At 52.7% G+C, this 395-nt stretch carries 1 protein-coding gene; it reads left to right on the plus strand.

Annotation, left to right across the window (positions count from 1 at the left end):
- Positions 1 to 395: hypothetical protein (locus tag ACLD7X_RS19515; RefSeq protein ID WP_411425334.1), on the plus strand; the 395-nt coding region annotated here is incomplete at both ends.

Raw genomic sequence — 395 nt, forward strand, 5'->3', positions numbered from 1 at the left:
TTGTAGCCCGGCCAACGTATCAGATTGAAACAGGAACTTTACCTCCGCTTTATCTGGGATGTGCCAATAAGTTGAGTATTCAAAGCCCCGCACTGGGAGCACTTTGGTCGCCAAGTTTCTCAGCCGACGGTGCCGAAATTATCCCTAGTGGCCAAAAAGGCAAGTTTACCATTGTCCCCAGCCGGGCACAGGTAAACCTCAGCATTAGCAACCAGGGTAATGTACTTGGTACTGAACCTTTCCGGGTACAACGAGTGCCGAAGCCTACCCTTGAATTGCGGGTCAACGGCGGTGCCTACGATGAGCGCCGTGGAACGGGGGCATCTGCCGCCCGTACAATTCAGGTAATTGCGATTCCTGACGAAAGTTTCAAGAACTTCTCACCCGAAGACGCG

Origin of the sequence: Aphanothece microscopica RSMan92, assembly GCF_046613545.2 — a bacterium.
Lineage (GTDB): Bacteria > Cyanobacteriota > Cyanobacteriia > PCC-6307 > Cyanobiaceae > NIES-981.